This window comes from Methylophaga sp. UBA2012 (assembly GCF_002335235.1).
GTDB lineage: Bacteria > Pseudomonadota > Gammaproteobacteria > Nitrosococcales > Methylophagaceae > Methylophaga > Methylophaga thalassica.
Map to the genome: position 1 here is coordinate 236,712 of NZ_DDCG01000009.1, position 20,395 is coordinate 257,106.

Annotated in this window: 20 protein-coding genes; 4 read left to right on the forward strand and 16 right to left on the reverse strand. The window is 42.1% G+C overall.

Going from position 1 to position 20,395, the window contains the following annotated elements:
• Window positions 1-27 precede the first annotated feature (27 nt).
• The 4 genes from B2248_RS08030 to B2248_RS08045 form a co-directional block, all read right to left on the reverse strand.
• A complete protein-coding gene (locus tag B2248_RS08030) occupies window positions 28-423 on the reverse strand; it encodes a VOC family protein (RefSeq protein WP_273180543.1) in 396 nt (131 codons plus the stop codon).
• A 77-nt stretch (window positions 424-500) separates the two neighbouring features.
• Window positions 501-935, reverse strand: a complete 435-nt coding sequence (locus tag B2248_RS08035; RefSeq protein WP_273180544.1) for an OsmC family peroxiredoxin — start codon at window positions 933-935, stop codon at window positions 501-503.
• 123 nt (window positions 936-1,058) lie between these two features.
• Window positions 1,059-2,705 carry a GGDEF domain-containing protein gene (locus B2248_RS08040; protein ID WP_273180546.1) on the reverse strand — a complete coding sequence of 549 codons (1,647 nt, stop codon included), beginning with the start codon at window positions 2,703-2,705 and terminating at the stop codon, window positions 1,059-1,061.
• Between the two features lie 82 nt (window positions 2,706-2,787).
• Window positions 2,788-3,240 carry a DUF2127 domain-containing protein gene (locus tag B2248_RS08045; protein ID WP_273180547.1) on the reverse strand — a complete coding sequence of 151 codons (453 nt, stop codon included), beginning with the start codon at window positions 3,238-3,240 and terminating at the stop codon, window positions 2,788-2,790.
• A gap of 119 nt (window positions 3,241-3,359) precedes the next feature.
• On the opposite strand from B2248_RS08045, the gene B2248_RS08050 reads away from it, so the two are divergent.
• Both B2248_RS08050 and B2248_RS08055 read left to right on the forward strand, forming a co-directional pair.
• Complete coding sequence (locus tag B2248_RS08050) at window positions 3,360-4,379, forward strand: TIGR03790 family protein (protein ID WP_273180549.1); 1,020 nt, start codon at window positions 3,360-3,362, stop codon at window positions 4,377-4,379.
• Window positions 4,380-4,729: 350 nt separating this feature from the next.
• A complete protein-coding gene (locus B2248_RS08055) occupies window positions 4,730-5,788 on the forward strand; it encodes a 3-deoxy-7-phosphoheptulonate synthase (RefSeq protein ID WP_273180551.1) in 1,059 nt (352 codons plus the stop codon).
• Between the two features lie 19 nt (window positions 5,789-5,807).
• Here the strand turns inward: B2248_RS08055 and B2248_RS08060 are convergent, their stop codons facing one another.
• Genes B2248_RS08060 through B2248_RS08070 form a run of 3 tightly spaced genes read right to left on the reverse strand, consistent with a single transcriptional unit; the run spans window position 5,808 to window position 8,318 of the window.
• The gene (locus B2248_RS08060) at window positions 5,808-6,305 is read right to left on the reverse strand and encodes a GDYXXLXY domain-containing protein (RefSeq protein WP_273180553.1); all 498 of its coding nucleotides are present in this window, start codon (window positions 6,303-6,305) and stop codon (window positions 5,808-5,810) included.
• Entirely contained in the window at window positions 6,292-7,347 is a 1,056-nt protein-coding gene (locus B2248_RS08065; protein ID WP_273180555.1) for a DUF4401 domain-containing protein, read from the reverse strand. Before B2248_RS08065 ends, B2248_RS08060 begins: the two co-directional genes overlap by 14 nt.
• On the reverse strand, window positions 7,344-8,318 hold the full coding sequence (locus tag B2248_RS08070) for a DUF2157 domain-containing protein (RefSeq protein WP_273180557.1): 975 nt from the start codon (window positions 8,316-8,318) through the stop codon (window positions 7,344-7,346). Before B2248_RS08070 ends, B2248_RS08065 begins: the two co-directional genes overlap by 4 nt.
• Before the next feature lie 635 nt (window positions 8,319-8,953).
• Here B2248_RS08070 and rnk point away from each other — a divergent pair.
• A complete protein-coding gene (gene rnk / locus B2248_RS08075) occupies window positions 8,954-9,370 on the forward strand; it encodes a nucleoside diphosphate kinase regulator (protein ID WP_273180558.1) in 417 nt (138 codons plus the stop codon).
• 41 nt (window positions 9,371-9,411) lie between these two features.
• Here rnk and B2248_RS08080 read toward each other — a convergent pair whose 3' ends face one another.
• Together B2248_RS08080 and B2248_RS08085 are read right to left on the reverse strand one after the other, a co-directional pair.
• On the reverse strand, window positions 9,412-10,035 hold the full coding sequence (locus tag B2248_RS08080; RefSeq protein ID WP_273180561.1) for an esterase/lipase family protein: 624 nt from the start codon (window positions 10,033-10,035) through the stop codon (window positions 9,412-9,414).
• A 36-nt stretch (window positions 10,036-10,071) separates the two neighbouring features.
• Window positions 10,072-10,326 (reverse strand): hypothetical protein, encoded by a 255-nt coding sequence (locus B2248_RS08085; protein WP_273180562.1) that lies wholly within the window; start codon window positions 10,324-10,326, stop codon window positions 10,072-10,074.
• 150 nt (window positions 10,327-10,476) lie between these two features.
• Between B2248_RS08085 and B2248_RS08090 the strand changes: the two genes are divergently transcribed.
• Window positions 10,477-11,847 (forward strand): GGDEF domain-containing protein, encoded by a 1,371-nt coding sequence (locus B2248_RS08090; protein ID WP_273180564.1) that lies wholly within the window; start codon window positions 10,477-10,479, stop codon window positions 11,845-11,847.
• 40 nt (window positions 11,848-11,887) lie between these two features.
• Here B2248_RS08090 and B2248_RS08095 read toward each other — a convergent pair whose 3' ends face one another.
• From B2248_RS08095 to B2248_RS08125, 7 genes are all read right to left on the reverse strand, one after another.
• The gene (locus B2248_RS08095; protein ID WP_273180565.1) at window positions 11,888-12,691 is read right to left on the reverse strand and encodes a potassium channel family protein; all 804 of its coding nucleotides are present in this window, start codon (window positions 12,689-12,691) and stop codon (window positions 11,888-11,890) included.
• Window positions 12,692-12,759: 68 nt separating this feature from the next.
• Window positions 12,760-13,794 (reverse strand): mechanosensitive ion channel family protein, encoded by a 1,035-nt coding sequence (locus B2248_RS08100; RefSeq protein WP_273180567.1) that lies wholly within the window; start codon window positions 13,792-13,794, stop codon window positions 12,760-12,762.
• Window positions 13,795-13,903: 109 nt separating this feature from the next.
• The gene (locus B2248_RS08105; RefSeq protein WP_273180569.1) at window positions 13,904-14,371 is read right to left on the reverse strand and encodes a DUF2721 domain-containing protein; all 468 of its coding nucleotides are present in this window, start codon (window positions 14,369-14,371) and stop codon (window positions 13,904-13,906) included.
• 163 nt (window positions 14,372-14,534) lie between these two features.
• The gene (locus tag B2248_RS08110; RefSeq protein ID WP_273180570.1) at window positions 14,535-15,299 is read right to left on the reverse strand and encodes an EAL domain-containing protein; all 765 of its coding nucleotides are present in this window, start codon (window positions 15,297-15,299) and stop codon (window positions 14,535-14,537) included.
• 203 nt (window positions 15,300-15,502) lie between these two features.
• A complete protein-coding gene (locus B2248_RS08115; RefSeq protein WP_273180571.1) occupies window positions 15,503-16,624 on the reverse strand; it encodes an ABC transporter permease in 1,122 nt (373 codons plus the stop codon).
• A 1-nt stretch (window position 16,625) separates the two neighbouring features.
• A complete protein-coding gene (gene rbbA / locus B2248_RS08120; RefSeq protein WP_273180573.1) occupies window positions 16,626-19,349 on the reverse strand; it encodes a ribosome-associated ATPase/putative transporter RbbA in 2,724 nt (907 codons plus the stop codon).
• A gap of 7 nt (window positions 19,350-19,356) precedes the next feature.
• Entirely contained in the window at window positions 19,357-20,337 is a 981-nt protein-coding gene (locus B2248_RS08125) for an HlyD family secretion protein (RefSeq protein ID WP_007144949.1), read from the reverse strand.
• Window positions 20,338-20,395: the final 58 nt, after the last annotated feature.

The window sequence follows — 20,395 nt, forward strand, 5'->3', positions numbered from 1 at the left end:
ATGCAAATTGATTGCTGTCGACTATTTTTACCGGGCCGAAAGCTCTATATAGTTAGATAATTCAATAAGGTTGCCATCTGGATCATAAAGATAAACAGATTCAATAGCGCCCTGAGCACCTGTCCTCATCACCGGACCATCAATAATTTTTACCTGTTTATGATTAAGTTCAGCAATAACACTGGTTAAGGGTGTTTCTACGATGAAACATAAGTCAGCACTTCCAGTCCTGACATATTGTGCTTTGGGTTCGAACTCTTTACCACGCTCATGCAGATTAATTTTTTGACTACCAAATAATAACGCAACACGATTCTCTGCTAAGACGATTTTTTCCATTCCTAAAATATGACAATAGAAATCAACCGTGTCGTTAATCGAGTTAACCGTTAAAACAAGGTGGTCCAGTGACTTAATATGCATAATTGGTATCCATAAAAATGGCCTCACATAATCAAATACTATTTATTATGTGAGGCCAATAGTTCTACTGAGCGCTTTTATGCCGCGTTGAGGGTATATTCCAACTCGATATCGGCATTAAATAACTTACTCACAGGACAACCGAATTTAGTTTCATGAGCTATACGATCAAATTCTTTTTCATCAATACCTTTCACATTAGCGGTAAGAGATAATTTTGATCGGCTAATACGAAAGCCATCACCGTCTTCATCGAGAAAGATAGATACGTCGGTTTTTAAATCACCGTCTTTGTAGCCTTCTCCTTCCAATGCAAAAGAGAGCGCCATGGTGAAGCAGGCCGCATGGGCCGCTGCAAGGAGTTCTTCGGGATTGGTGCCTTTGCCACCCTCAAATCGACTAGTAAAACCATAAGGATGATCCTTGAGTGCCGGCGTTTCAGTGCTGACGCTGGCTTCTCCTTTTTTGCCGAGGCTTTTATAGATGGCCGAACCAGTCTTCACAATACTCATACTGTCTCCTTTTTGAGTTCAAAAAATAAGGATTAACCTTAACGATATTCAAACGACTTCACGTTGTCTTAATTGAATATCTGTATTAGTTGACAGTCATACTGCTGTGAATAGTTCCTGAATTTACTTTCTTTCTATCTGACAATTATTTCGACCCTGCCCTTTGGCTTCATACAAAGCTTTATCGGCACGGGTAAAAACATCCTCAATGGTGTCGCCTTTTTCAAAGGTCGCTAAACCGGCGGATGTTGTTATCGGAACAGAGATACCATTATGTTGGAATTTCGTGTTTTCGATTGTCTGACGAATTTTATTCGCCATCTCCAACCCTTGCTCTAAATTAATTTCAGGAAACAAACCAACAAATTCTTCTCCCCCAAAGCGCGCGATAAAATCCGCCTGGCGTGTGGAGTCTTTAAAAATGCGAGCGATGGTTTTTAACACGACATCCCCTGCACTATGGCCAAACTTGTCATTTACCGCTTTAAAGTAGTCAACATCCCACACCACCATGGTTAGGGGTTTTTGGTAACGAGCCCAGCGGCTGTATTCCGTCTGTAGCACTTCAGTTAAAGCCTGACGGTTCCATATTCCGGTTAAGGGATCTTTCATTGCCAACGCACGGGCCTTACTGGTAGCCAGTCGGAGTTCGTTTGCTTCAGACTCCATTTCATGCAGACGCTGTGTTAACGCTTCAATCTGCTTTTGAGACTCAGCAAAGCGGGTATTATCGGCTTGCTGATAATTAGTAATCTGCTCATTGAGGTGATCCAGACGTTGACTAAGCACAGACTTTATTTCGACAAAATCCGCCGCACCTTCCATATCCGTCCTTAACTCAACCATGGTCTGCTCAACATCTCCGGCCAATTTGTGCCTTTGTTCAAAAGCAGAGAGGTCTTGCTTAACCACTTCATACAGATATTTATCCAGCGAGGTAATTTTCTTTGTTAAGTCTCGCAGAAATTTTTCATATTCTTTTTTTTCTGCCATGGCAGATGAGCTGAGCTCACTGACCAGATCCGCAATAGAAGATATGGTTTCAGGCACATCTTCCGTTTTGAGGCCATCATGTATTTTTAATCTTAATTGCGATGCTTTTGAACTCAACTCTGTCGGTAGTGATAGCCTCTCCAGTAATACGGTCAGTAATATCTGTGGAGTAAAGTCATCTTTTCGTGATTCATGAATAAAATCTGGCTTATCGTCATCATTGCTTTCCTGCTCTGATAAGTCAGTCTCTACAACAGTGTAAGAGGACTTTGTCTGTTTCAGCGGTAAAAACTGTGAAAAAAAACCATTTCGGTCTTTTGCTTTTTTTGCTGAAAAACTTTCTTCGATTAGATGGGCGATTTCATCAAGAATCTCTGATAATTGTTTATCAGAACTTTTTTCAGCACGTTTGCGGAGTTTATCAAACTGTTTTTTTTGCGTTTTCGGCCAACTGATTTTATCGATCAACGCTATAAGCAGTTGAGCAATATCCGATTTAGATGCTTTTTTGGCATCCATGGCCGTGATTGCAGATTCAATCTCCGCAAGAATTTTTTCCACCTCTGCTTTATCGGTGACAGAGGCACGAAGATTTTTTCTAAGTGCATCAAGGTGCGGATCAAGACAACCATCGATGCCATTGGCAGCCAATGCTAAACGGGAAAGACCACGTTCCAATAACTGTTCGTATAACTTTTGCTGCTCAAGTTCATGACTAAGTTCGATGAATTGCTCACGCCACTTTTCCGCTGTCTTGGGACTAGACTTATCACTCATCAAAAAGACCTTTACCTGATTCGTAAGCTATTTGCCCATACTAATCACAGCTTAACTTGTACACAAGCATAATAATATTACTTTATGTTCTGGCTTTGTTTAGAACAGTGGCTAGATATATGACAACCAAGGTATTGATCATCAATAACAGTGAGCTTAATAAAGTAACTTTTTGGTAGAGTTCGTAAAGTTCAAAAGGTAAATATACAACACTGCTGACTAAAGCCAGCCACTCCGTCCAGCGATACTGATGCCATAAACCATAAGCTTCAACAAAGCGGATAAAACTATAAAGCAACGCTGCGATTGTCACTATAATCAATTTCGTATTGTTAATATCCGCCAGTGCCTGTAACAGATGCCCCGGATAATAACTGGCTGGGTTAAGATGAAGATGATCAATAAGCTTTTCAGCCAATTGCTGAAGATTTTGGCCCATTAACTCATGTAGTCCGAGGCTTATCAATAAGGCTATCGTCCCCTTTGATGCCTCCATTATCGCTATTAAACGTAAGCCAGCTGTTGACCTATTCATTCATTTTCCTTTCATTGATTTAGGCTTTTTACTTGCTTAGACTAACTACTCACCGCAATGAGTAATGTCACTTGTCATCAATATTAAAACTTCTCTTTCTTACAGTTTCAGTTTTTGTGATGGTTCTACCCTGTTCTGCTGACCAGGTAAAACAACTCACAGGGAAAAATGTGCTTGTTTTATTCAAACAACATGATTCTCTGTCGAAAAAGATTGCTGATTATTATCTCCAAAAGCGTGCTGTACCGAAGTCACAACTTGTCGGCATAAAACTAAGCACAGCAAACAATAGCACGATAAGTCCCAGCCAATTCGCCGATATTCAACAACAAATTAAACCGTATTTAACTGACCAGATAAAAGTGTTACTGCTGACCTGGCATGCTCCGTATCGTGTTGGCTGTATGTCTATCACCAGTGCATTTAGCTTAGGCTTTGACGAAAAATATTGCAGTCACAATAAAAGCCACATATCAGGTTGCCATATGACAGCTAACAGTCCTTTTTTTAATGCAAAGTCTCATCAACTGTGGCAAAGCGATACCATTCGATTGACTATGATGTTGAGTGGCCGTCGATTTGACGAAGTTAAAGAACTGATCGACAGAGGGGTGAAAGCTGACAATAGCCAGCCACATGGAGATGCCTATTTAGTTCGAACTCAGGATGTTCAACGAAGCACGCGCTGGCGGATGTTCAAGAAACTTGCTGATATCTGGCCAGAACAAAACGGATTACAAATTCATTATGTTGATGATCATCTTCGATCACAGGGCACCAGTATTAAGAATAAAAACAATATTTTGTTTTATCTGACCGGCTACACACAGGTACCTGATATCAAAAGCAATCATTATCTCCCGGGCGCTATTGCTGATCATCTTACTTCTACCGGCGGCGCAGGCATTAGCAGTCAAGGTCAGATGAAAGCCTTTCGCTGGCTTGAGGCAGGAGCGACAGGGAGCTATGGCACCGTTATTGAACCTTGCAACTACCCACAAAAATTTCCTAATGCACAAATACTCATCCCAAGCTATGTTGGTGGTGATAGCTTAATAGAAGCCTATTGGAAATCCGTACAGCAACCTGGAGAAGGCCTTTTTATCGGTGAACCTCTTGCCTGTCCGTGGTGTCATTAAACTCACAGTCAATAATTAATAAGGACAAGAGGTTTTCAAAATCCATTTGATAGCCTAGAATTCAACTCATGAACTCACAAACAACTTTTGCTTCAAATCAAATCCGGCAATATCTGCCTCTGGTAGATAGCGTTGTTATGTTTTGGTGGTTTGCTTATGGCTATTTTTTTAGCCAGAAGCCGGCTCACCTATAGTACTTAATTAATAGTTCAAGGTAGTCCGGCATTCGCTGACTACCATAAGAACCCCGAATGGTCAGTCAGTCCACCGGGGTTTTTTTATATGTAGAGAGTATTTGCTATGCCTATTCTGACTCAGTCCGGTCTCCACTGTTTAAGGAGCCACATCTCATGACCTCAACCATTCAGCGTCAACAACATCAGTTAGCTTCAGATGAGTTGAAATTGCCTACCCCCAGGCAACTCAGAGACACTTTGCCATTAAGCACTCAGTTATCATCACAAATCCAGCAACAACGGATGCAGATCGTTAGGCTATTAAATGGTCATGATAATCGCTTCATGGTTATTGTTGGTCCATGCTCGATTGATGATGAAGCGGCTGCTTTAGATTATGGAAAACGACTGACAAAACTTGCCAGGCAAGTGGATGATAAGTTGCTGATTGTGATGCGATCTTACGTGGAAAAGCCACGAACAACCCATGGTTGGAAGGGACTTGCCTACGATTCGTTAAGAGACGGTCGTGGCAACATGGCTTTAGGTTTACACCGTTCAAGACAGGTATTACTGCAATTGTCAGCGTTAGGCTTACCACTGGCTAGCGAAGCACTGCATCCTCTGGTGATGAGTTACCTGGATGACCTTATCAGCTGGGCAGCAATAGGTGCACGTACATCAGAGTCTCAACCCCATCGTGAACTAGTGAGTCATCTGCCCTGCCCGGTAGGTATCAAAAACAGCACCGATGGCCGGATAAGCAGTGCGATCAATGCCATGCATGCTTCATCGCGCGGACACCATACACTTGGTATCGATGATGACGGACAAATCAGTATTATTAATACCCGAGGCAATCCTGACACCCACCTTATCTTGCGTGGAGGACAAGGGCTGACAAATTATGACGCTGACTCAATACATCATGCGCTTAGTCAACTGTCAGCCAATGACTGTCACGAAAAAGTACTGATTGACTGTAGCCATGACAACTCACTAAAACAATATGAACGCCAAATGGAAATAGCCCACCATGTGGTTGATCAACATCTTGCTGGTAACAGCGGCATATTAGGGCTAATGCTGGAAAGCTATATTGAAGCGGGTAAACAAAATGATTCAGATCAACCTATATATGGTCAATCTATCACCGATGCCTGCCTGGGCTGGAACGACACCGAAGCCTTGTTAACAGCGCTGTATCAGAAATTACGTAAACACGATGTCTAGCAAAAATGGTGGTGGTAACTTACTGCTTTAAATCAACGAGAAGCAAGTTACCATCATCCCCTACCCTGAACTCACCAAACTCGGCGTTTTCGTATTCTGATGCTTTGCCTTCCTGGAAAAAAAAGGCATTGGTAGCAAACTTAACCATGCCGTGTCTAACCCGAAAAAATAAACGCAACTCGTTTCCCACTAAGGCGTCACCATGGTCAATTCTGACAAACTCAGCCTGATTTTGCTGGTTGAGTTTTACCACCACATACCCCTCTTGCGGTTCTAATTTATACGGCGTTTGCGAGTCAGCGTTTTGATGAAGAAGTGCTGAGCGAATCTGATTGGCTATCTCAAATTGCAGCGCCATATAATCCCCTTGCATCAATGAGCGAGGATCCACCGGAGCTAATTTCAATAAAACGGTTTTACCCTGTGCTAAAACCTGCTCCTGTTTATAAATTGACCAGTTCACAGCAAGCAATATCAGCAACAACCCCAGTACAGCGACTATCTTAGTCGGCTTCATGTTTACCTCCAAACAGTTTAGGTAAACACCAATATAAGCCGATTAAAACGATACCCAACACCAATAAACTGATGGATTTCATTAATAGCGTCGTATTCAAAACGTAATAATAATGGCTAATACAAAACAGCAAAAAAACAATACCAGAACCTATTAACAGGCGATGCCCACTGGCAAAGCCCAATACCATAATCATCACGGCAATATACAAACCAGCGATATTAAATGCCACCGCAGCAAATATAAGGGCCAACAGAAGAATATAAATAGAAGATGAATGTGTTAAAGACTGATGCTGTTTAATTAACATCACCGTAACGTACAGAATAACAGCGGCTGCTATCACCGAAGTCCAGGAAAAACGGATGTACTGCTCAAGCAGATGCTCATCCATCAACAACGTCATTCCAGAATCAAATAACTGCGTGGTTTGAATGACGAGCAAAGCCAGGATAGAGCCATACCCCATCGCTGTAATATGTCCATGCCAGTGCACAAAAACAAACTCATGTAACCAACACCAGGCGCACAACAGCATAACAACAGGGATAGCAAGCGTATAAAGACCCAACTCTGTCATCACTCCTGCCAGGCAAATACAGACAAAAAAAGCAGAAATAACCCGATGCACAAAGTGCGGCATTAATATCACTAGCCCAATGTTTAAACACAATGCAGCCAGCCAGCTTGTCAGGTATGTCGTGCTTTGCCACTGAATAACGGCAAAAATAAACAGTGCCTGACCTGCCAGACTCATCGCTAAACCTAAATGCTCAACAAAATCAGAATGCTGTTTTAAAAGTAAGTGGTAAGCTAAAAAGATCATCCCACTACCCAGAATAATATCTGCAACGACTGACTCTAATAATTGGTTAAACATTAAGCCAAGAAAAGACAATATAAAGAGCGATGCTAACCAGCCGGCAATCGCCAATAAGGTTTTAATGTACCAAGGTATGCTGGGAGTCAATCCCTGAGGTTTCTCCCCAGTTACCAGCTCAGCTTGTTTCAGGGTATTCCAAACAATGCTGTGTTGATTCATGATTCAATCTCCTTGTGAACCTGTTTCAACCAGTAGGTCGCGCCGGATCCCATTGCAATAATAAGGACTGACAAAAACAGCAGAGCCCCTTCCTCACCGGTCTCCATAATTTGCATCGCCAACCGGGTTATCACCATAACAATCAACGATAAGCAGCCACCCGCCAACATAAATAAATCAGTACAGCGTCGACGATATACCCACATAAACAGGCATATCCAAACTAACCAGGTAATAGATGGGGAAAACGCATTTTCAGATTCTTCCACAATGGCATAAATCACTAGTGTGGTGATTGCCCAGCCACTTATCACCGCAAGTATTCGCTGTGGCCACCGCTCTGTGAGTGCGACCATTTTCTGGCTGAACATCTCCCAAATAATTAATGCCAGTGTATTAAACCAAAACAGACACCAGAACAGACTATTGTTTGAATCAGAGAACAGGCCGAATACTGAATGAAAAATATCAAAATACAGTACGAGTGACAGATTCAACAGTGACAACCAAAATAACCACAATGTAGAAAACTGAGAAATGACAACCCAAGGTGTGATGAATAAAGCCCAGTAAAAGAATAACTGCCAGGTATCAGCTCCGGTTTGATATGTTTGCCCGAAAAAAGCCATTAATGCGCCGACCAGCAAGCTGGCAACCAGTAACACTAAGCGGCCTGCTAATCCTGTTTGTGCCAATCGCCAATACAAAATAACGGAGAAAACAATGCTGCTTTCCAATAAGGTAAATTTGCTAAGACGGCTCATATCCGCCCAGTTATAGGCAATAAAAAAGATGACTGAAAATGCAATGGCACAACTACCAAAGCAAAGTAATAACATTTGAAAAATCTTTAACCAACCGTCTTTGTCTGGTTTTAACCCTAATAATGTCAATACAGCAGGCATTTTCTGGCTAGAAATCGCCCCCGCCTCAAACAAAGCAATAACTGATGATCGTTTTTGGATAGTCAATTTCTCTTCCTTGTTTAATGAACTTAATTTCAGTCGTTATATAAAATTGATGATTTAGCCTCTCGGATAAGAGCTGAATACGCATTTTTCACCGGAAAAGGTTTTAAATAGACAAAGGCACTGATGGCAGTCAATCACCCCTTTTTGTTCAATTTATACAAGACTGTTTAAAAACCATCAATTCTGGTCAATCATCCGCGTAACCTAACCAACAACTCACTCTCAGTTCTCATTAATTGTCGTTGTATTAGTATTGTCACCGTAATTACTGTTGTTGGCCGCCTTTATGGCAACATTGTTTGAGAATAAAAATACTGTCAGTCATTATCGATATCAGTTTAATTATTAGTGCCGTTCTTTTCATTATTTTGTGGCAGTTTTACTTATCTAATCATTATTAACCGCTAAGCTAAACTCAGCCTAACTCATATGCAATATCCTTCGTCCTTATTTACACTGGATGTCATTGTCACAAGGCAACCTGTTGAAAAAGAGAATATGACTTACCACTTTCATACCTTTATGGCATGATAGCGCTCAGAACAGTTTATGTTCCTCGCCTATTTTTATTTCCCTTTTTTATCTATCGCAAGTGTTCGCAGCATAGCTACATCTTGCAATTGAGAGGTTATTAAATGAATGTTTCACAACCGAATATTATTGTTTCAGCACTGGACTTAAGCCGCTTAGAACAGATTCTGGATACTTTACCGTCCAATGAAGTAGAACGAACAAGCTATCTTGAAGCTGAACTTGAACGTGCAGATATCGTTGAACCAACTGCGATTCCACCCAATGTGGTTACGATGAATTCAACGGTCAGATTTTCAGTTTCATCATCAAATCAAACATTTTGTCTGACCTTGGTTTATCCAAAAGATATGACAGACGATGGCAAAACCATTTCCATTCTGGCACCTGCCGGTAGCGCCATGCTGGGCCTGGTGGAAGGTGATGAAATTGATTGGCCTGGGCGTGATGGCAAAACCATTCAAGTTCGTGTTGATGAAATTCTGTATCAACCGGAACGTGCTGGCCAATACCATCGCTAAAAAGAAGATGGCTCAGGATAGTTTTACCCTGAGCCAGTCTATTAACTCAATAAGCCGAGTTTCTTTATAATCAGATTCGATACTTGCCTGCTGGATGGTAAAAAGCTATGCATCACGGGTAGCTGAATTTGCTCTGTCATCCAGTCAGCACTGACCTCCGACAAAGACACCACCCCATCATTTAACTCACTCTTAAATGGGCTGTTTTTTCCGTTTATGCCTTTAACGCCAATAATAGCCGTTGTTGGGCAATAACTAGCAGGAATCGCCTGCATCCGTTCACTCGTTGCCAATAGTTTACCGCAGTCTTTTGTTAACAAACGAAAAAGCCAATAGCGTTGAAAGAACATAGCTAATCGTGATGTTCGAACTGGCGAACCCAGTAAAAATAAACGTTCTGGCAAACGAACCTTGTCATCCATATTGGCCAATGCCGATCGAATTAACACGCCTCCAAGTGAATGACCGATCAGCACATATTCACCTTGATTAGCTATATCCCGGATTCGTTTTGCCAGTCTAAACTGTATCAACTCAGACGATTGTGACGACACGAAATAGCTAAATGTCGATGTTTTAATGCCCTGTTTTCTTAGCTGTCTAAGCAGCGGCCAGGCTGACAAAGGAGATCGGCCCATACCATGTACAAATAATACTTGTATCATCAGTGGGTCGCCTCAAAACGACTTATTATTAGATCGCTAATGACAATGATAAGGGCTCTCCCCTTCTAATTCCTTGCCTGTATCTAGGTCGATAATTCTTAGCGTCGCCCCTGGATAAGAATGGCACACAGAGTTACGTAAGGAATAAATTCCAGAACCACTGGCGGTAAGGATTAAATTTTCATTAAGCTGATTACCCTCTGTATCAAACACAAAAGCTTGATAATCGCCTGATAAGGTCACACACGCTGGCAAAAAAATCACAGCTAGCACCAAGATGATATTTTTCATTTTTATCTTCCTTAATTTTTTTCACTTGCCCTCTTCCCTGGGGCATAGACATTAAATCATGTCACTAACATAAATTAAATAAGGATTTAAAACACTGATGTATAAGCAGCATATTGCTAAACTGTACGCTTGGATTCAGGAGCAATTTTAATGTTACGTTGGGTAAACTCATCAATCAGCAGAAAGATCGGTGGACTTTCAATTATCTTATTGTCCTTTTTAATCATTATGATCATCTATTCAATGATAGGACTGCAGCAAATTCGGTCTGAGATGATTGAGCTGGCTGAGGTAGATACCCCATTAACTGAGGTCGTTTCAGAAATTGAACTGCTTCAGCTTCGGCAACATATTCTGATTGAATTATTTCGTCAAACCAATCATAAACCATCCAATAACAACATCAATCCTGCTGACATACACCAACAACTGGAGAGTTATAATCAGCATCTCTCTGAGCAAATGTATAAAGCATCAGCCATTATCGAAAGTGGGATTGAAAAAGGTCGCATTCGCTTTAAACAAGAACAACATCAACTGTTGCTGACTTCAATGAACAAACTTCATCAGGTCAGACTGGCATTTGAAAAAAGTTTTATGGCTAGTATTCAAGCCATGCTCACTGGAGAACCAATTAACTGGGAGCATCTCGAACAACAAGATCAACAACTGGATGATGAGCTTGGAAAATTACTCAATCACCTGAACGCATTAACCGTCAGCACCGCTATTTATACTGAAAAGCATGAATCAAACTTCATGATTATGACCAGCATTTTAGGTGTGTGTGCATTCATTATTGGTTTGTATTTAACGCAATATACCATCCAGTATTTTCGTCAACGAATTACCCAAACACGTGACACAATACATTTATTCAGAAATGCTATTGAACATAGGGAGGTTGTCGATTTCGAGGTAGATAACAATATCGCTGACGAACGAGATGAACTTTCTCAATTTGAACATGAATTAAAACTGTTATTAAAACAATTTAGCCATGAAATAATCAGCCGCGATGAAATAGAGAAACAACTGATTGAACTCGCGACTCTGGATAAACTGACAGGCGCTTATAATCGGCACAAATGGGACGAACAGTTAAAAATGCAATTAAATTTGGCATCACGTGGCGCCAAGTTAAGCTTACTTCTGATTGATGCCGATCACTTTAAAAAGGTCAATGATCAATATGGTCATGAGGTGGGTGATGCCGTACTCATTAAGCTTGTTGAACTGTTAAAAAACCGACTTCGGGAAACCGATACTATCTTCCGTATCGGTGGAGAAGAGTTTGCTGTACTGGTAAAACAAACCGAACACGAGCAATCCCTGGAGATTGCAAAGCTTTTACAGACGAAAATTGATACCTATAGAGACGCATCATTGCCGCACTTCACGGTGAGTATTGGCATGACATCATATCAAGCAGGTGATACGACGACTGACTTTTTTAATCGTGCTGATAATGCCTTATATCTGGCTAAAGCGAATGGGCGTAATCGTGTGGAAGTCATCTAGTCTTCAGCTAACTTTCTGCCCATTTATCATATCAGCAGACTTAGTACTCACCTTCCGTAGTGATATGAATCACCTCACCACAATGTTTACAATGCACGGCATCATGGTCATGTCGATTCAGACCACATGACGGACATTCATAACGAATTTTCCCTGGTCGAAAAATAGTCTGAATCAAACGTAAAAATAAAGAGATGCCAAAAATCATAATCAGCACCGCCAGGATATGGCCGTCATGTCCCACCAGTGTGATATCGCCGAACCCAGTAGTGGTTAAGGTGGCAATCGTGAAATACAACGCATCAATATAGTCATTGATATCATCATTGATATGCACCTGGCTGACATATACAACAGCAGTGATCACAAAGATAAACACGAACAAATTTACCACGCTGAAGATCACATCTTCATGCATTCTCACAAAACGTGACTGCTTTCTAAGATTTCTCAGCATGTGATAAGAGCGCAATAAACGAAGTGTTCTTATCACTCTCAGGAAACTGAAATTCTCTGCAAGAGAGGGTGCAAGCAAAGAAATAATGACGATAATATCAGCCAAACCAACAGGATGGAGCAATTCTTGGAATTTTGATTTGCTGATATAGAGCCTGGCCATTAGCTCGAGCAAGTAAATAATCCCAATCGCCTCTTCCAGAATATGGAAATCATCTATGTGGTGATAAAAAGAGGCCAATATAAAATAAACAATGGTAATAGCATCAAATGCTAATAATCCCCAACGAAAGCGTCTGGAACTCGGAGTTGAGCCATTATAAAGATGGTCTATTTTATTATGTAATTTTTGCCAGAAACTTAGGTTTGATGGTGTTGCCTGCCCCATTGTGGGCTCCTGTTTATATTGCTTATTTGAGTCTAAAAAACCAACATCAAACTCTGCGAGGAGTTTGTTTAAATAATATTTTTGCCTTCCTCTGGATCGCGTGCATTTCTCGCTTGATCAATAATATCTTGTGTATCACTGGTAAGTTGTTGTGTGCTCACCTCAGCACTGTCATTCTGGACGGGAGGCTTATCGACCGCCTTTGCCATCATTGACTGTTGCGGATTGACTTGGACGACAGGTATGCCCTGAGGAAAAATAACCTCACGCGCATCATCGGGCATATTGATACCAGCGGATTCAAGGCGTCGAACAGTTTTATGCATCAAAACCGAAGCCACCTTATTTAGCGCATATTGGTGACCATCCACCCAAAAATTAATCACGATATTGATCGTCGATGAGCCTAATGAGTCAATAAGCACCTGTGGTTCAGGAGCTTTTAACACTTCATTTTGTTCATTCAACACAGCCAAAATGGTCTGACGTGATTGTTGAATACTGGCATCATAACCAATCCCAACTATAAAACTGCCTCTTACCCAGGGATTAGCCGAAAAGTTTTTAATGACATTTTTATAAATCGTCGCGTTGGGAATTTGGATATAATTTCCATCAAAATCGACTAAGGTTGTGCCACGGGCTGTGACTTTGTTTACTACCCCTTTTAGTCCCTGCACTTCAATCACATCGCCGATCAAAAACGGACGTTGCACACTCAGCAGCAAACTCGAAATAAAGTTTTCTGCAATATCCTTAAAAGCAAAACCAATGATAATGCCTAACAGACCCGTTCCACTGACAATGGCAAGTGCAGCCTGCGTCAAGCCAACAATACTTAGAAAAATATACAAACCGATTAAAATAATAAACAGGCTAATAGCGCGCCTGACAACATTCTGTACAAGGTTACTGGTACTGATATAGCCGATGGGATGAACAGGTAAAGCAGAGAATGGCTTTGCCAGAAAAAAGAAGATAAGAAAAACCAGCAGACCAATAACAAAAGAGGGCATCACCCTGATCGTCGCTTGCCATAGTTCAAGTAACTGAGCCGACAATATGTTAAGCGTATCCATTAATCCAAGAGAGTCTGATGCCATAGTGATGCAGTTTCTCGTCAATAAAACAATATATATCGGGACTGAGAATCAAAAGCAATGATTCTCATATTTTGGCTCAATATTATCCGTGCTTGATAAGGCGTGCAGCTCAATGCTTCTTTCTTTGCATTGACGGAATCATCTTATAGCTATTGCGTGTTGCCAAATGAACTTCTCGAAGGAAAAACGCAAGCCCGAATACCAGTGCCAATGTCGAGCCCATAAATAAGGCACCTATTAGCCAGCGTAAATTGAAATCAAGCAGTGCTTCCAAAAACATCACCGATACCACTGAACAAATTAATAGTGCCGATAGAACGCACATGGTGATCGCATTACTTGCCGCTCGACGTCGAAGTCCCAACACTGATATTTCTTGTCGACAAGGCTCAGACAGCTCCGTTGCAGAAGACATTTGATCGGTCAAAACACGTGCTCTGTCTATAATCCGAGCGAGTCGGTTTGCCATTACATTGAGGATTCCCGCCATACCAGTAAGTAAGAAGGCAGGCGTTAACGCCAATTGTACGGCATGGGTAACATCACCAAGATTAGCTAACCAGGTAAACATTGTCATCTGACTCTCTTATTTTCTGAATGTGCCTGCCGTTATCCACCTGAAGGATGGTATGAACAATAAATTATAGGTGATGTAGGCAGCAATGTTTTGTTTGAACCGCATTAATCAGCACAGGAAGAAAAACAGCATCCATCAATTATTCTATACAAATACGCTATCACTAGCCCGCTTGTGTGTATTGTCTATGATTTATGTCGGGCAAACTCTCAAAACCGGGTTTTGCAAAGTAATAGCCTTGCATGAGTTCGATCCCAGCATCACGTAACCAGGCATATTCATCATAAGTTTCAATACCTTCAGCCAATGTCGTGATATTCAACTCATTAAACATGGTTAAACAATTCTTGACGATGGATTGACGTACCTTATTCGAATCAATGTTTCTGATGAGCGCCATGTCCAATTTAATAATGTCTGTCTGAAAGTCGGCAAGCAGATTCAGGCCTGAATAGCCAGAGCCAAAATCATCCACTGCCGTTTTAAAACCGAGCGACTGGTAATAATCGACGATACGTTTAACATGCTCTGTATCGTCCATTTTTTCGACCTCAGTGAACTCAAACATAATTCTATCTGAGGGGAAATCATATTGTTTAGCTGCTTCAAAGGTAGTGCGGATACAACGCTCTGGCACATAAATCGCGTTAGGTAGGAAGTTAATACTCAGCATCGAAGTAATATTCAACTTCGATGCAAGTGAAATAGCTTTCACCCGACAGAGCTGATCAAATAAATAACGATTTTTATCATTAACTCTGGATATCACAGAATAGGCAGACTCGTTATTAACGCCTCGAACCAGCGCCTCATAACCATAAACAGTCTCATTACTGCAATTAATGATAGGTTGAAAAGCCATGGTGAAGTCGAAATCCAAACTATTCTCTTCTGTACAACTCTGGCAGATTTTCTCTTCTAAATTCATGGTCTATTCCCTCCTTACCTTGGCTATTTTTCTTACTCGTCATCTGTCTGCTATGTGCGAAGCTTTGAAAACGACCAATAATGTTATAACCCTATCATTTTGTGACTTAATTTTACGGGCTTAATTAAAATTCAATTGGCTATCCTCAGCTATACTGAAGTACGACGTAAAACTTGTCCAACAAATGATGACTTAAACACTGTTCAAACACTTGCCAGACTTTTTCTGAATAATGCCAGGGCAAATAAAAAAAACACGCTGCCAATCGCCACATTGGCTAATAAATCGGGCCAAATGATGGAGAAATCAGCACCACGATAAAGCACCGCCTGGCTAGTACTCACAAAATGCGAAGTTGGTGCAAACTGCATAATGTTTTGCACAATTTCTGGCATGCTATCAAAGGGGGTCATCCCTCCCGACAACATCTGTAATGGCAATATCAATAACAGTAATAATAGGCCCAACTGTGGCATGCTTCGCGCCAGTGTGCCTAATAAAATACCCAATGATGTAGTAGAGAATAAAAAGCAAGCCGTCCCTAACTGAAACAGCAAAATGGAACCAGCAATCGTCATATTCAGCCATCCCTGAATGACCACATAAAGCGAAAACGTGCTTGTGATTAATACCACCAGACCCATCGACCAGATTTTCGCCACCATGATTTGAACCGGAGTGATGGGCATCACCAGTAAATGTTCTAAGGTGCCGTGTTCACGCTCTCGTATCAACGCGGCTCCCGTCAGAATCACTGACAGCAATGTAATCATATTTATCAGCTCCATCACCCCGCTAAACCAAGCGCTATTGAGGTTTGGATTAAATCGCATCCTTACGATCTGTTTTACCGCCTGGCTTGATGTCGCATTATTTGTTTCCAATAAATGCTGTACTTCTCTATCAATAATTTCACTGATATAACCGGCGCCAATAAAAGCCTGACTCATCATTGTGGCATCAATCGCTAACTGAATTTCAGGCTGGCGCCCTGCTAATAAATCCTTTTGAAAATCATCAGGGATGTCGAGTACAAAGGTGTAAGAACCAGTATCCAGTGATTTATTCACATCCTGAAGTGATATTTGCTGCGCCGGTTTAAAATGAGGCTCATAAAAAGCCTCTGCAATATTGATAGAAATCGCTGACTGATCTTCATCCACAATAGCTATCGGGGTGTTCTGCAGCTCTGTCGACACACTTTTGCCTGCTGAGTACACCATTAAGGTGAATGCCACCAAAATCACAATCACCATGACGGGATCTTGTACCAAAGTGCGAAGTTCTTTAATACCAAGGTTAATAATATTTTTCAGGCTGCTCATCTTATTTATCCTGCTTTTTCAGTAGCAACCAACTCAGACACATCAAAACAACAATAGCCAGTGCCATGGGCCAATAAAACGCGTTTAATTCATCAAAACCTAAGCCCTTAGTAAAGGCACCGCGACAAATCAACAGATAATAAGAAGCTGGGTAGATATGCCCCACCATATAGCCTGCCCCTTCTAATGAATTAATAGGATTAATCAGTCCGGCGTAATTCACGCAAGGCACAATACTGGTGATCATGGTTAGAAAAATGGCGGCAATCTGTGTTTTAGTAAAAGCAGAGATAAACTGACCCATACAGGTAGCGACAACGATATAAAGAAATGTCCCGACCAGTAATGCCCAAAAACTGCCGGTTAATGGCACATCAAAGACCATATAAACCAGCCACATCAGCATCAGAAAATTCATCATGCCAATCACAATATAGGGCAACTGTTTGCCCATCAGAAATTCAAGCCGATTAACGGGAGTGGCATAAAAGTTAGTGATGGACCCTAATTCCTTTTCACGCACAATCGATAATGCCGTCAGCATCGAAGTAATCATTAACAATAATATCGGCAAGACACCTGGCACCATTGAAATCAGACTTTCGACCTGAGGATTGTAGCGATAGCGCGAGACAAGCTGATAGCTGGGTGACACTTTTATGCCAAACTGGCGGAGACTCAACTCGGATAAATAACTGAGGTGAAAGCCCTGAATATAACCTTTTATGGTTTCAGCGCGATAAGGCATCGAACCATCCACCCAAACACTGACACTGGGTTGTTGTCCATGGCGCATATCTTTGCCATAGTCGGGTGGAATTTCTATCGCCATACTGATATCACCGCTTCGCATGCGTTCATCCATCTCAGCATCTGACAAAATAGGCGTTTTTTCGTCAAAGTAACGCGAGCCGGCAAGGCTTTGAATATAGTCCCGACTTTCAGGTGACTGATCACGATCCATCACCGCAAACGCGATATCTTCGACATCAAGACTGATGCCATAGCCGAGCACAAACATCAAAATCACTGTCCCTAAAAAGGCAAACACCAGACGAACCGGATCACGGCCAATCTCTAATGTCTCCCGCAAGCTATAAGCCAGTAGACGAGTCAACGAAAAACGGTTTTGCTTTTTTTTATGTTGTGATTCGGAAAGTGTATTTTCTGCCAGTAGCTGACTATTATCCCCATCGTCTGCTTGTTGTTCCGTGAGATAGGCAATGAAGGTTTCCTCTAAAGTCTCAAACCCTTTTGTTTTGCATAAGGCAGCTGGTGAGTCAGTAGCCAGCACTTTACCTGCATGCATTAACGAAATCCGATCACAACGCTGGGCTTCGTTCATAAAGTGAGTGGAAACAAAAATAGTGACACCTTGCTCACGGGATAAGCCAATCAATAGCTCCCAGAACCCATCACGTGCCACGGGATCAACACCCGATGTCGGTTCATCCAGAATCAGGATTTCTGGTTCATGGATAATCGCCACCGCCAGCGATAAACGCTGCCGAATCCCCAAGGGTAAATCCTTTGCTGACTGCTTCTGATAACGCTCGAGTTCAAATTCTTTCAATAATGTCTCAACACGCTGGTGTTGATAATCCTGGGCTAAGTTAAATAAGCGGGCGTGCAAAAATAGATTTTGACTGACAGAAAGCTCTTCATACAAAGAAAAGCTTTGTGACATAAACCCTACGCGGCGGCGAGTCGCCATATCATTGGCATCCACCTGTTCGCCAAATAAAAGCGCCTCACCGGAACTTGTCGGTAATAATCCCGTTAACATCTTCATGGTAGTGGTTTTACCGCAGCCGTTAGAGCCAAGGAAACCAAAAATTTCACCGCGCTCTATTTCAAAGTTAACGTTATCAACCGCAGTAAAGTTACCAAATGTCTTGGATAAATTTCTCGCTGAAATAGCAATCTTCTCTGACTGCTGTCGTGGTGGAACAGTGATGGCCTTATGCCCCTGGCGTTTATCTTCAGGTAATAGCGCAATAAACGCTTGATCGAGATTGTCTTGTCCCGTCTGTTCAATAAGTGCTTCTGGTGTGCCTGTAGCCATGACCACACCCTCATCCATGGCAATGAGAAAATCAAAGCCAGCCGCTTCATCCATATACGCAGTTGCAATTAATACACTCATCTGTGGACGCTGAGCTCGAATCCGGTCGATGAGCGTCCAGAACTGACGCCGCGATAAGGGATCCACACCGGTGGTCGGCTCATCAAGAATCAACAGGTCGGGGTTATGAATTAAAGCACAACACAATCCGAGTTTCTGTTTCATACCGCCCGATAACTGGCCAGCTGGACGATCACGAAACTCACTCAGACCAGTACTTTTTAATAACAGCTGGATACGTTGTTCGCGCTCATCAGCAGGTAAATTAAATAAGCGAGCAAAAAATAATAGATTTTCATGTACCGACAAGGTCATATACAGGTTCTTACCTAAACCTTGCGGCATGTAAGCAATTCTTGAACACATCTCTGTTCGTTGCTTATTATTCTGGATGTCAGTGCCCATAACCAGACACTGACCACTCTGACCTTTTTTTACCCCAGCAATAAGACCTAATAAGGTTGACTTGCCGACACCGTCAGGTCCAATAAAACCAACGCGTTGTCCGCAAGGAATCTCCAGTGACACATCCTTTAATGCCTGAGTATCACCATACTGATGACTGACGTCTTTTAAGCTGACTACTGTTTCTGCAGACATTGACAGATCAGTATGTGATAAGTGGTGGCACTTTTTCTGGCCACTGCGCATTCTCATCTAACTTGATGTACGCCACACCAGGCACCCCAGTTTTAACTTGTTCTGCGTATTTTTTTAATACACTTTCTTCAATTTTCACTTTTACCCGAAACATGAGCTTTTGGCGCTCTTCTTCGGTTTCGACTGATTTAGGCGTGAACTGAGCCTGAGGCGCCACAAAAGACACATGGGCAGGAATAGAAAAATCAGGATAAGCATCAACGACAATACGAGCTTCTGCACCAACCCGCGTTTGCCCCGCCTGGTCCGTCGGTAAAAACAGATACATATAGACATCACTGACATCAATTAATGTCACCACTTTTCCACCAGCAGCTAATACCTCACCTGGCTCAGCTAAGCGGTATAAAACACGGCCATTACGCGGCGTCGTTAACTGGCTATCCGCAATCACCACCTGTGCTTTTGTCACCTCAGCTTTGGCTGCTTCAATGGCGGCTTGAGCTTCAGCCACTTGCACTGATGCCGCTTGCATGGCTGCCTGAGCCGTCGCCTTTTGTGTTTCTTTTTGATCCATCACTTCCTGACTAAGGTGGCCTTTTTTTACCAAGGCTTGCGTGCGTTCAAGCTCTTTTTTTGCCAGGGTAACTTCACTGCGCCGCTGTGCCAGAATGGCCTGGGCATATTTTTTGGATTCATTCGCTTTATTCAGATTAGCATTGGCTACCGCCAGACTGGCCTTGGCTTGTTCGGTATCCATAACCGCCAGCACCTGACCTTGGGAGACCCAGTCGCCTTCATTCACCGTAATTTGTTCCACTTTACCTGCCGTTTTTGTCGCCACATCGACTTCTGTGGCTTCAATACGGCTGTTACCTGCGGCAAAACCACTCGGTAATGTCAGCTCTTGTTCAGATTTCCAGTAATAACTCGCCGCGGCCACGGCAATCACTATCAGTAACAAAATTAAATTTCGTAATCGCAGCATGTGTTGTCTTCTGTGTTGAGGCGTTATCGGAATGAATGCTAACCCTAATAATACACAA

Excerpts from the sequence above, each read along its gene's own strand:
- B2248_RS08035 (WP_273180544.1), bottom strand. The coding sequence starts at position 935 with ATGAGTATTGTGAAGACTGGTTCGGCCATCTATAAAAGCCTCGGCAAA.
- B2248_RS08055 (WP_273180551.1), top strand. The coding sequence starts at position 4,730 with ATGACCTCAACCATTCAGCGTCAACAACATCAGTTAGCTTCAGATGAG.
- B2248_RS08080 (WP_273180561.1), bottom strand. The coding sequence starts at position 10,035 with ATGATACAAGTATTATTTGTACATGGTATGGGCCGATCTCCTTTGTCA.
- B2248_RS08100 (WP_273180567.1), bottom strand. The coding sequence starts at position 13,794 with ATGGCATCAGACTCTCTTGGATTAATGGATACGCTTAACATATTGTCG.
- B2248_RS08125 (WP_007144949.1), bottom strand. The coding sequence starts at position 20,337 with ATGCTGCGATTACGAAATTTAATTTTGTTACTGATAGTGATTGCCGTG.
- rnk (WP_273180558.1), top strand. The coding sequence starts at position 8,954 with ATGAATGTTTCACAACCGAATATTATTGTTTCAGCACTGGACTTAAGC.
- rbbA (WP_273180573.1), bottom strand. The coding sequence starts at position 19,349 with ATGTCTGCAGAAACAGTAGTCAGCTTAAAAGACGTCAGTCATCAGTAT.
- B2248_RS08050 (WP_273180549.1), top strand. The coding sequence starts at position 3,360 with ATGGTTCTACCCTGTTCTGCTGACCAGGTAAAACAACTCACAGGGAAA.
- B2248_RS08065 (WP_273180555.1), bottom strand. The coding sequence starts at position 7,347 with ATGAATCAACACAGCATTGTTTGGAATACCCTGAAACAAGCTGAGCTG.
- B2248_RS08090 (WP_273180564.1), top strand. The coding sequence starts at position 10,477 with ATGTTACGTTGGGTAAACTCATCAATCAGCAGAAAGATCGGTGGACTT.
- B2248_RS08110 (WP_273180570.1), bottom strand. The coding sequence starts at position 15,299 with ATGAATTTAGAAGAGAAAATCTGCCAGAGTTGTACAGAAGAGAATAGT.
- B2248_RS08115 (WP_273180571.1), bottom strand. The coding sequence starts at position 16,624 with ATGAGCAGCCTGAAAAATATTATTAACCTTGGTATTAAAGAACTTCGC.
- B2248_RS08105 (WP_273180569.1), bottom strand. The coding sequence starts at position 14,371 with ATGACAATGTTTACCTGGTTAGCTAATCTTGGTGATGTTACCCATGCC.
- B2248_RS08045 (WP_273180547.1), bottom strand. The coding sequence starts at position 3,240 with ATGAATAGGTCAACAGCTGGCTTACGTTTAATAGCGATAATGGAGGCA.
- B2248_RS08030 (WP_273180543.1), bottom strand. The coding sequence starts at position 423 with ATGCATATTAAGTCACTGGACCACCTTGTTTTAACGGTTAACTCGATT.
- B2248_RS08095 (WP_273180565.1), bottom strand. The coding sequence starts at position 12,691 with ATGGGGCAGGCAACACCATCAAACCTAAGTTTCTGGCAAAAATTACAT.
- B2248_RS08085 (WP_273180562.1), bottom strand. The coding sequence starts at position 10,326 with ATGAAAAATATCATCTTGGTGCTAGCTGTGATTTTTTTGCCAGCGTGT.
- B2248_RS08060 (WP_273180553.1), bottom strand. The coding sequence starts at position 6,305 with ATGAAGCCGACTAAGATAGTCGCTGTACTGGGGTTGTTGCTGATATTG.
- B2248_RS08040 (WP_273180546.1), bottom strand. The coding sequence starts at position 2,705 with ATGAGTGATAAGTCTAGTCCCAAGACAGCGGAAAAGTGGCGTGAGCAA.